Annotated in this window: 10 protein-coding genes; 3 read left to right on the top strand and 7 right to left on the bottom strand. The window is 59.3% G+C overall.

Annotation, left to right across the window (positions count from 1 at the left end; all coding sequences use genetic code 11):
* Positions 1-20: 20 nt before the first annotated feature.
* Genes rbsD through HBO23_RS30800 form a run of 6 tightly spaced genes read right to left on the bottom strand, consistent with a single transcriptional unit; the run spans position 21 to position 5,933 of the window.
* Positions 21-425 (bottom strand): D-ribose pyranase, encoded by a 405-nt coding sequence (gene rbsD / locus HBO23_RS30775; protein WP_099549917.1) that lies wholly within the window; start codon positions 423-425, stop codon positions 21-23.
* The gene (rbsK, locus tag HBO23_RS30780; RefSeq protein WP_170040741.1) at positions 422-1,339 is read right to left on the bottom strand and encodes a ribokinase; all 918 of its coding nucleotides are present in this window, start codon (positions 1,337-1,339) and stop codon (positions 422-424) included. Before rbsK ends, rbsD begins: the two co-directional genes overlap by 4 nt.
* A gap of 23 nt (positions 1,340-1,362) precedes the next feature.
* Positions 1,363-2,385, bottom strand: a complete 1,023-nt coding sequence (locus HBO23_RS30785; protein ID WP_099549915.1) for a LacI family DNA-binding transcriptional regulator — start codon at positions 2,383-2,385, stop codon at positions 1,363-1,365.
* A 3-nt stretch (positions 2,386-2,388) separates the two neighbouring features.
* Entirely contained in the window at positions 2,389-3,366 is a 978-nt protein-coding gene (locus HBO23_RS30790; RefSeq protein WP_099549914.1) for an ABC transporter permease, read from the bottom strand.
* Positions 3,363-4,916 (bottom strand): sugar ABC transporter ATP-binding protein, encoded by a 1,554-nt coding sequence (locus HBO23_RS30795; protein WP_017138768.1) that lies wholly within the window; start codon positions 4,914-4,916, stop codon positions 3,363-3,365. The genes HBO23_RS30790 and HBO23_RS30795 overlap by 4 nt, the downstream gene beginning before the upstream one ends.
* Positions 4,917-4,973: 57 nt before the next feature.
* A complete protein-coding gene (locus HBO23_RS30800) occupies positions 4,974-5,933 on the bottom strand; it encodes a sugar ABC transporter substrate-binding protein (RefSeq protein WP_017138767.1) in 960 nt (319 codons plus the stop codon).
* 494 nt (positions 5,934-6,427) lie between these two features.
* Between HBO23_RS30800 and HBO23_RS30805 the strand changes: the two genes are divergently transcribed.
* The 3 genes from HBO23_RS30805 to HBO23_RS30815 all read left to right on the top strand — a co-directional run bounded on the left by HBO23_RS30805 (position 6,428) and on the right by HBO23_RS30815 (position 8,646).
* A complete protein-coding gene (locus HBO23_RS30805; protein WP_017138766.1) occupies positions 6,428-7,516 on the top strand; it encodes an asparaginase in 1,089 nt (362 codons plus the stop codon).
* Positions 7,517-7,703: 187 nt separating this feature from the next.
* The gene (locus tag HBO23_RS30810; protein ID WP_017138765.1) at positions 7,704-7,952 is read left to right on the top strand and encodes a DUF1654 domain-containing protein; all 249 of its coding nucleotides are present in this window, start codon (positions 7,704-7,706) and stop codon (positions 7,950-7,952) included.
* Positions 7,953-7,956: 4 nt separating this feature from the next.
* Positions 7,957-8,646 carry an endonuclease I family protein gene (locus HBO23_RS30815; protein WP_056861270.1) on the top strand — a complete coding sequence of 230 codons (690 nt, stop codon included), beginning with the start codon at positions 7,957-7,959 and terminating at the stop codon, positions 8,644-8,646.
* Positions 8,647-8,677: 31 nt separating this feature from the next.
* Here HBO23_RS30815 and HBO23_RS30820 read toward each other — a convergent pair whose 3' ends face one another.
* Complete coding sequence (locus HBO23_RS30820; RefSeq protein WP_170040742.1) at positions 8,678-9,043, bottom strand: SPOR domain-containing protein; 366 nt, start codon at positions 9,041-9,043, stop codon at positions 8,678-8,680.
* Positions 9,044-9,357: the final 314 nt, after the last annotated feature.

Raw genomic sequence — 9,357 nt, forward strand, 5'->3', positions numbered from 1 at the left:
CTCCTTGTCGTAGGGAAACTCTAGAAGGTAACGCCGGACACCAGCGCGATATTGCAATACGGCTGGCACTCGCCCGTGCGCACCACGGCGCGGGCCTTGTGGCTGAGCTGCTTGAATTCTTCATGGCTGACCAAACGGCGCTCGCCCAAGGCGGCCTGTTCGGTCAACACATTAAGTGGCGTCAGCGCAGGTGGCTGCTTGAGCAGGATCTCTTCGGCCAACACATGGCTTTCTACCTGCATCTCGCTGAGCACAATGCGCAGGGTGCTGATGAAATCCGGAATGCCCTGGGTGAGCGCCAGGTCAATCAACTCGACGCCTGGCGGCACTGGCAGGCCGGCATCACCGATCACCAGGATGTCACCGTGGCCGAGGGATGCGATCACGCGCGACAGCGCAATATTGAGCAATGGTGTCTTTTTCATGAGGCCATAAAACCTTGTACGTCCTGCAGCGTAGGAATCGAGGGTTGCGCACCCGCCCGCGTGACCGACAGCGCGGCAGCCACCTGGCCAAACCGGATAGCCTCGGCTTCACTTTTGCCATTGGCCAGCGCCGCGGCAAAACCGCCAACAAAGGTGTCACCGGCAGCCGTGGTGTCCACCGCCTTGACCTTGGGCGCCTGCAAGTGCTCGAAACCTTTGCCATCGGCAAACAACGCGCCCTGGCTGCCAAGGGTAATAATGACCTTGCCGGCACCCGCCTTGAGCAGCAGCGTTGCGGCAGCCTTGGCGCCGTCGAGTGAATCGACCGTCACACCACTCAAGGCGCTGGCCTCGCTTTCGTTGGGGATCAAATAATCGATCGAGGCATACCATTCCTCTGGCAGCGGGCCACTGGCCGGTGCCGGATTGAGGATCACGGTCTTGCCCAATTCACGACCGCGCTTGAGCGCCTGGCCAACCGTGCTCATCGGCACTTCCAACTGGCAGACGATGACATCTGCTGCCTGCAGTACCGCGTCAGCCGCCTGCAACGACGCGGGCGTGAGCTCACCGTTGCTGCCAGCCACGATCACAATCGCGTTCTGGCTGCTGTCATCCACCACAATCAACGCCACGCCGCTGGAGCCATCCACCGTGCTGACGGCCTGGCAATCGATGCCCTCCACCAGCAGCGCATCACGCAATTGCGCGCCGTAGGCATCCGTGCCCACACAGCCGATCATCGCCACCTCAGCGCCAAGGCGCGCAGAGGCCACCGCCTGATTGGCGCCCTTGCCGCCCGGCACGGTGGAAAACGTCTGGCCGATCAGGGTTTCACCGGCGCGCGGCAAGCGACTGGCGCGGGTGACCAGGTCCATGTTCAAGCTGCCTATTACCACTACTTTTGCTGGCATACATCAGTACTCATCAATTCGGTTCAGCGGTATTGGGCGAACACACCGGCAAACGGCGCCGTCGACTCACGCAAAACAATGCTCGGCGTCACGATGCGCTGATCGATCGGCAGTTGGGGTGTTGCAATTCGTCGCAGTAAAAGCTCGGCCGCCGTCTCGCCCAGTTGCACGATCGACTGCCCGACCGTCGTCAGCGCCGGGTACACGTAGCGACCCATTTGAATATCGTCAAAACCAATCACCGACAGCTCGCCAGGCACACGGATATTGCGTTCGGCGGCTGCACGCAACACGCCGAAACCAATCATATCGTTACTGGCGAAAATCGCGCTGGGCGGGTTTTCCGACAGTAGCTGTACCGCTGCGGCATAACCACCGGTGCTGGTGAAATCGCTTTCCTGGGTGCGATTGGCTGGCACTTCCACGCCCGCCTCACGCAGCGCGCGGTGATAGCCGGCAAGACGCATTTGCGCCACGCGGGTATGACTGGGGCCGCCAATGCAGGCGATGTCGCGGTGACCAAGCTCCAGCAAATGCCGGGTTGCCAGGTAGGCACCCTGCTCATGATCGATGCGCACCAGGTCGACATCAATGCCGTCCAGTGCTCGGTCGACAATTACCATGGGGGTGCGCACCGCGCTCAAGCCTGCGGCAAGGCCACTGTCGTCGCCGCCCACCGAGGTCACGATCAGGCCGTCGATGCGCTTTTCCAGCAACACGCGCAGATAGCTGCGCTGCTTTTCGGCGTTATCGTCGGAGTTGCAGAGGATCACGCAATAGCCATTACGCTCGCAGTAATCCTCGATACCCCGCGCCAGCTCGGCAAAATACGGGTTAAGGCTGTTGGGCACCAGCAGGCCGATGGTCGCAGTGGTCTTGGCCTTGAGCGAGCGCGCGACGGCACTCGGCACGTAGTCCAGTTGCTTGATCGCCGCTTCCACCTTGATGCGCACAGGCTCGCTGACCGGCCGCGTCTTGTTCACCACATGGGACACAGTGGTGTAGGAAATACCTGCAAGCGCGGCCACATCCTTGATCGTTGCCATGGTTCAGCCCCGCCGACTGGCGCGCTGGCTGCGGTAGGTGTCGAGGACCACGGCAATCACGATTACGGCGCCGGTAATGATGCGTTTGGTTGGCTCTGTCGCACCGATCTGCGCAAGGCCGGCGGCCAGTACCGAAATAATCAACACGCCAAAAAAGGTGCTGATAACCGAACCACGCCCGCCCATCAGGCTGGTGCCGCCGATCACCACGGCGGCGATCACTTGCAGCTCCAGGCCGGAGCCGGCATTCGGGTCCGCCGCTTCCAGGCGGGAAATCTGGAACAATGCCGCCACCCCGGCCAGCAGGCCCATCAGGCTGAACACCAGGATCTTGTAAGGCTTGGGGTTGATGCCGGCCAGGCGCACGGCTTCTTCGTTGGTGCCGATGCCGATCAGGTAGCGACCGAATACAGTACGGGTCAACACCAACTGAGCGGCGATGATCACCAACAGGGCAATGATGAACGACGGCGAAATCCCGAAAGCCACCGGGTTCGACAGCCAGGCATAGGAGTCACCGATATAGGCGGTGCGCGAGCCGGTCATCTGGTAGGCCACGCCACGCGCCATTTCCAGCACGCCAAGGGACACGATAAACGACGGAATGCGCCATGCCACGGTAATCGAACCCGTAATGGTGCCCGCCAACGCAGCGCAGCCCATGCCCAGCAATGCGGCTGGCAACACGCTCCAGCCCCAGCCCAGAATCGCCACACTGACCGCCGAAGCGGCCAGTGCCAGCACCGAGCCCACCGACAGATCAATGCCGCCGATGATCAGGATGAACGTCATGCCCACCGCCAGCACCATCAGGTCCGGGATCTGGTTGGCCAGGGTGCTGAAGGTGTCATAGGACAGGAAGTGGTCGCTGAGCACCGAGAACAGCGCAATCATCGCGAGCAAGGCGCCGGCCAGCCCCAGGTAGGTGCCCAGGCCGTAGAAGTTGCCGCCGGTTTTGCCCGGGGAAGAAGTGATTTTCATGGTGTTTCCCTAAGCACTGCGTCGTTGAGCAGCGCGTCACGTTTTTGATAGCCGGCAAAGGCGGCGGCGAGCAATTCGTCCTGGGTCCAGCTGTCGCGCTCGAAGGTCTCGATCAAGCGCCCGGCAGACAGCACACCGATGCGATCGCAGATCAGCATCAGTTCGCGCAGGTCACTCGATACCACCACCAGCGCTTTGCCCTGGCGCGTCAATTCGCCGAGCAAGGCATAAATGTCGAACTTGGCGCCGACGTCGATACCGCGAGTCGGCTCATCGAACAGCATTACCGCGCAGTCGCGCTCCAGCCAACGGCCAATCACGACCTTCTGCTGGTTGCCGCCCGACAACTCGGACACCAACTGCGCCGGGCTGGAGCTGCGGATGCGCATGGCATCGATCTGGCGCTTGGCCAAGGCAGTTTCGTCGCGGCTGTTGACCACGCCGCCACCGGAGATTTCCGGCATGTTGCCCAAGGCAATGTTGGCGCTGATGGATTGGGTCAGCAGCAGGCCTTCGCCCTTGCGGTCTTCGGTGATCAGCGCGATGCCATGGCCCACTGCGTCCACCGGCGAGCGAATGCTCACCACCTGGGCTGGCGAACCCAGGGCCACGGTGCCGCTGTCGGCCAAGTCGGCACCGAAGATAAGACGCAGCAATTCAGTGCGGCCGGCGCCGATCAGGCCTGAAATGCCATAGATCTCACCGGCACGCACTTCAAAGGACACATCGCGAACCTTGTCCGAGCGGGTCAAGCCTTTGACCGTCAGCGCCGGGCCGCCAATGGTGCGTGGCCCCAGGTCGATCTGCTCACCCAGCTCGCGGCCGACCATCAAGGTCACCAACTGCTCACTGTTGTAATTGGCCATCGGCTCGACGCAGACCAGCTTGCCGTCACGCAGTACTGCAATGCGCTGGGCAACACGGGCGAGCTCTTCAAGCCGGTGTGAAATATAAATGATCGCCACGCCCCGAGCCTGCAGGCGGGTGATTTGTTCAAAGAGCATCTCGACTTCACGGGCCGTGAGCATGGCCGTCGGTTCGTCGAGGATCAGTACATGGCAGTCGCCGATCAGGTTGCGGGCGATCTCGACCATCTGCTGATGGCCAATGCCCAGCGTCCCCACCAGGGTGTCCGGGTCGATCGCATCCAGGCCGACCTGGGCCATGGCTTCGATCGCAGCTTTACGCAGTTGCTTGCGGTTGATCCAGCCACAGTTGCGGGGCAGGTTGTCCAGGAACAGGTTTTCGGCCACGGTCAGGGTCGGCAGCAGGTTGAGTTCCTGCATGACCATGCGCACGCCCAGCTCTTCAGCCTGGGTGCGGCTGCCGGGACGGTAATCCTGGCCATTGAACTGCATGTGCCCGGTGGTCGGCGTGACCAGCCCGCCGATGATTTTCGACAAGGTGCTTTTACCTGCGCCATTCTCACCGGTCAGCGCCAGCACTTCCCCGCGATTGAGCGTCAGGGTGATGTCGGACAGTACCGGTTGGGCATAGGTCTTGCCGATACCGCTGACCGAGAGGACAGCGTTCGGGGCGGAAGATGACATAGGAAAATCTCCAGGCGCCCGCTCAGGACGAGCGGGCGCTGTTGGGTGCTGCCAGGATTACTTCTTGAGGACGAGTTCGACCGGGGTTTCGATCACGCCGTCTTTGGCATCGACTTTTTCACCCTTGACCAGCTTGAGCGCGTTCTGGATACCGAACACCGCTTGCTGGGCCGCGGCCTGGTCGGCGGTCGCGAGTACGCGGCCGTCTTGCAACATAGGCTTGATGGCTTCGATATTGTCGTAGCCAACCACCAATACCTTGCCGGCCTTGCCTGCCGCACGTACGGCGGAGACAGCGCCCAGGGCCATGTTGTCGTTACCCGCCAACAGCGCCTTGAGGTCCGGGTATTCGCTCAGCATGGCGGACGCCACTTTCTGGCCCTGGTCGATTTCCCAGTTACCCGATTGGGTGGAAACAATCTTCATGCCTGCCGCGTCCATCGCATCCTTGTAGCCTGCGGTGCGCTGCTGGGCATTGGTGGTGGTCGGCACGCCTTCGATGATGCCGACTTTGTCACCTGCCTTGAGTTGCTTGGCCAGGTAGTCACCCACCAGCTTGGAGCCTTTGCGGTTGTCCGGACCTACGAACGGGATATCGAGGTTTTTGCTTTTGAGCACGTCCGGGTCAAGGCGGTTGTCGATGTTGACGACCTTGATGCCGGCATCGGAGGCTTTCTTCAACACGGTGACCAGTGCCTTGGAGTCAGCCGGCGCGATCACGATGGCGTTTACTTTGGCGAGGATCATCTGGTTGACGATATCGATCTGCGCGCTGGTGTCGGTTTCGTTCTTGATCCCGTTGGTGATCATGTCGAAATCGGCGGCGTGTTCTTTCTGATAAGCCTTGGCGCCGTCCTGCATGGTCACGAAAAATTCGTTGGCGAGGGACTTCATCACCAGGCCGACCTTGGGTTTGGCGGCGGCGTCATCGGCAAAAGCAGAGGAAAGGGGCAGAGCAGCGGATGCGGCAGCAAGCACAGCGACAGCAAGAAGACGTCCAGCAAATGGCAGCTTCATGGGTTCACTCCGATCTTATGATTATTGTGAGCAACGCTTGCACTGCGAAACATCTCGCAAACGTTTGCGTTGTTCAAACTATGAGAACCTTGTCGAGATTTGTCAACGGGTGAAAAGCGTCTTTCATCCAGGCGCTCGGTTACCTTCCCCTACACCCTGCGGGTCGCAGGATTGAACCTCAGCTTCTCCCGGTCGTTGTCTAAAACGACAGGCTATGGCGCCCAAGTCCCACACCCACCGTTGATATTCCATCATGGTTTTCGGACAACCGAACGCAATACCACCCTGCTGTTCGGAATGCCGGACGAGCACGCTGCCCACTCATCTTAAAATTCAATATAAGTTGTTTTAAATCAACACGTTAATTTATGACCGCGAACATCATGGGCTTGGTACAAATCCTGCTCTTTCCAAGCACCTCGCGGCATTCAGAACGGCCCGGGTGTTCTCGATGAACCTGCTACAGCACTCATCAAAAACCAGAGAGAAAAATAATGAAATCTGCACTGAAGACTTTTGTTCCGGGCGCCCTCGCCCTCCTGCTGCTGTTCCCCGTTGCCGCCCAGGCAAAGGAAGTTGAAACCAAGACCAAACTGTCCAACGTCGTGATCCTCGCCACCGGCGGCACCATTGCTGGCGCCGGCGCCAGTGCGGCCAACAGTGCCACGTACCAGGCGGCCAAAGTCGGCATCGAACAACTGATCGCCGGCGTTCCTGAGCTTAGTCAGATCGCCAACGTACGCGGCGAACAAGTGATGCAAATTGCGTCCGAAAGCATCAACAACGAAAACCTGCTGCAACTGGGCCGTCGTGTTGCCGAACTGGCCGACAGCAAGGACGTGGACGGTATCGTGATCACCCACGGCACCGACACCCTGGAAGAAACCGCTTACTTCCTCAATCTGGTGGAAAAAACCGACAAGCCAATCGTGGTGGTCGGCTCCATGCGCCCAGGCACCGCCATGTCGGCGGACGGCATGCTCAACCTGTACAACGCCGTGGCCGTTGCCGGCAGCAAAGACGCGCGCGGCAAGGGCGTACTGGTGACCATGAACGACGAGATCCAATCGGGTCGCGACGTCAGCAAAATGATCAACATCAAGACTGAAGCGTTCAAGAGCCCATGGGGCCCGCTGGGCATGGTGGTTGAAGGCAAATCCTACTGGTTCCGCTTGCCTGCCAAGCGTCACACCATGGATTCCGAATTCGACATCAAGACCATCAAGAGCCTGCCGGACGTTGAAATCGCCTACGGCTACGGCAACGTGAGCGACACGGCTGTCAAAGCCCTGGCCCAGGCCGGCGCCAAAGCCATCATCCATGCCGGTACCGGTAACGGTTCGGTGTCTTCCAAGGTGGTGCCTGCCCTGCAGGAACTGCGCAAGCAAGGTGTGCAGATCATTCGTTCTTCCCACGTGAATGCCGGTGGTTTCGTTCTGCGCAATGCCGAACAGCCTGACGACAAGTACGACTGGGTCGTCGCACATGACCTGAACCCACAAAAAGCCCGGATTCTGGCGATGGTTGCCCTGACCAAGACCCAGGACAGCAAAGAGCTGCAACGGATGTTCTGGGAATACTGATCCCCCGGTAACACGCGTAGAGGCGGGTTTGCCCGCCTCTACCTCTCCTCTTACACCTGGATACAACTCCCCGCGCTGCATAACCCCGCTCGAATCGCCGCCACATAAACCTTCTGAATTTTAAGCAGTTGCGAAAATCGTAACAGTTAAATACTGTATGCCCGTACAGCACACTAAGGAATACTCCGTGGCAACGTCCTCTTCTGCAGCGCCAACCCCTGACGCCTACGCACGCCTTGCCGTTCGCGTGCAAAAAATCATCAATTCGACCAACGCCCAGAAAGCCAAGGCGGCCTTGATCTTCCGCTTGCCGGATGAGCCTGAGGAGGAATGGGCGCGCTTGCTGGAGGAGATTGCGGAGAACGACAACGTCACCCTCGCCTACCGGGATGACGGTGGCGTGCAGATTTTCTGGGTTGTGCCGAAGGAAGATTGATTCAATGAGTGGCCGTTTTATTGCTGTTTTTTGCCTGTTTTTTGCCGTTACAGCCCACGCACAGGCGCCTCGAACCTTCAGCGAGGCCAAGAAAGTCGCCTGGAAGCTCTACGCCCCGCAATCCACGGAGTTCTACTGTGGCTGCAAATACACCGGCAACCGGGTCGATTTGAAAGCCTGCGGTTACGTACCGCGCAAAAATGCCAACCGTGCCGCACGCATCGAATGGGAACATATCGTCCCGGCCTGGCAGATCGGGCATCAGCGCCAGTGCTGGCAAGCCGGCGGGCGCAAAAACTGTACGCGTCACGATGATGTGTTCAAGCGCGCCGAGGCGGACCTGCACAACCTGGTGCCGAGCATCGGCGAGGTCAATGGCGACCGTAACAACTTCAGTTTTGGCTGGCTGCCGGCGCAACGCGGGCAGTACGGCTCATGCCTGACCCAGGTCGATTTCAAGGCCAAAAAAGTCATGCCCCGCCCGTCTATTCGCGGAATGATCGCCCGAACGTATTTTTACATGAGCAAACAATACGGCTTGCGCCTGTCAAAACAGGACCGCCAGCTGTATGAAGCCTGGAACAAGACCTATCCGGTGCAACCCTGGGAGCGCCAGCGCAACCAGACTGTGGCGTGTGTGATGGGGCGCGGTAACGAGTTCGTCGGCCCGGTAAACCTGAAGACCTGCGGTTGAGCGTGGGCGGAGTTGCCGCCCACCCTGCCGGTTATTGCGCGACCTTGTGCTCGATAACCTCTGATTCGGTATCGTTTTTCTTGGCCCGTGCGAGCTTTTCGGTCAGCAGCGCCTGCTTGGCTTCAGCCTCGGCCTTGCTCGCGAACGGGCCTAGATACACCTCGTCCTTGCCGTCTGTTTTGACGATATAGAAGTTGAAACCATGTTCGAGCAACCAGGCAGTCAGGTCGGTGATTGCTTGCAGCTTATGGTCCGGCGGGCCTACCCATACATCCCATTCCTGAGCGGCAATCGCCCCGGTTTGTGGCTGGCTCTCGGTCACGGTAGGCTTGGCCTTGGGGGCGTCAACCGGTTTACCTTCACCACAACCGGCCAACGCCAACACCGCAATTGCCATCGCTACTTTACGCACTGCCCTGCTCCTTTAAGGATAAAGAGGCAACTTTATCATTCACTGTCTATTCTGGCCGTCATAAACGTTGGCTTAAACAATGCGAATGATGTATCGCAGACCTGTATGATGCCGCCATGGGAATTAATGTCGCCTCTATGCGTCCTAAAAGAGGCAGTCACAGGGAAGCGCTTAGGGATGGTCTGAAGTAGCCATGTATTTCCCCGGCATACCACCTAGCGCAACTTTTAAACTCGCCAAATGATCAAAAAACAATCAATTCGACGAGTATTTCTTACGTTTTCGCCACCCGGACCCCA

The sequence above is a fragment of the Pseudomonas sp. WS 5532 genome (assembly GCF_012985445.1).
Classification (GTDB): Bacteria; Pseudomonadota; Gammaproteobacteria; order Pseudomonadales; family Pseudomonadaceae; genus Aquipseudomonas; species Aquipseudomonas edaphica.

Excerpts from the sequence above, each read along its gene's own strand:
- rbsD (WP_099549917.1), bottom strand. The coding sequence starts at position 425 with ATGAAAAAGACACCATTGCTCAATATTGCGCTGTCGCGCGTGATCGCA.
- rbsK (WP_170040741.1), bottom strand. The coding sequence starts at position 1,339 with ATGCCAGCAAAAGTAGTGGTAATAGGCAGCTTGAACATGGACCTGGTC.
- HBO23_RS30785 (WP_099549915.1), bottom strand. The coding sequence starts at position 2,385 with ATGGCAACGATCAAGGATGTGGCCGCGCTTGCAGGTATTTCCTACACC.
- HBO23_RS30790 (WP_099549914.1), bottom strand. The coding sequence starts at position 3,366 with ATGAAAATCACTTCTTCCCCGGGCAAAACCGGCGGCAACTTCTACGGC.
- HBO23_RS30795 (WP_017138768.1), bottom strand. The coding sequence starts at position 4,916 with ATGTCATCTTCCGCCCCGAACGCTGTCCTCTCGGTCAGCGGTATCGGC.
- HBO23_RS30800 (WP_017138767.1), bottom strand. The coding sequence starts at position 5,933 with ATGAAGCTGCCATTTGCTGGACGTCTTCTTGCTGTCGCTGTGCTTGCT.
- HBO23_RS30805 (WP_017138766.1), top strand. The coding sequence starts at position 6,428 with ATGAAATCTGCACTGAAGACTTTTGTTCCGGGCGCCCTCGCCCTCCTG.
- HBO23_RS30815 (WP_056861270.1), top strand. The coding sequence starts at position 7,957 with ATGAGTGGCCGTTTTATTGCTGTTTTTTGCCTGTTTTTTGCCGTTACA.
- HBO23_RS30820 (WP_170040742.1), bottom strand. The coding sequence starts at position 9,043 with ATGGCAATTGCGGTGTTGGCGTTGGCCGGTTGTGGTGAAGGTAAACCG.